Origin of the sequence: Dyadobacter sp. OTU695 (assembly GCF_038440355.1) — a bacterium.
Classification (GTDB): Bacteria; Bacteroidota; Bacteroidia; order Cytophagales; family Spirosomataceae; genus Dyadobacter.
The window spans coordinates 1-299 of the sequence record NZ_JASATN010000105.1; the positions used below are offsets into that span (position 1 = coordinate 1).

Consider the following 299-nt stretch of genomic DNA (forward strand, 5'->3'; position numbering starts at 1 on the left):
AACCTTGCGTATGTGATTTACACCTCAGGCTCTACCGGGCGTCCGAAAGGGGTGATGGTCGAGCATGGCAACCTGATGGATTATATTTACGGATTGGATAACCAGACCGGTATCAGCAGTTGTGAGAGCTACGGCCTGATCTCGGCTGCCTATACCGATTTAGGGAATACGGTGCTGTATAGCTTTCTGGCCTGGGGCGGGACGCTGCATGTCTTTTCGGCCTCGCTGGCTAATGATGCTGCCGGGGCTTACCGTTATTTCCAGCAGCACCGGATCGATTGTTTGAAGATCGTGCCTTC

Annotated in this window: 1 protein-coding gene; it reads left to right on the plus strand. The window is 53.2% G+C overall.

Annotated elements, in window-relative coordinates:
* A partial coding sequence (locus tag AAHB90_RS32645) for an AMP-binding protein (RefSeq protein ID WP_342089513.1) occupies positions 1–299 on the plus strand: 299 nt, incomplete at both ends.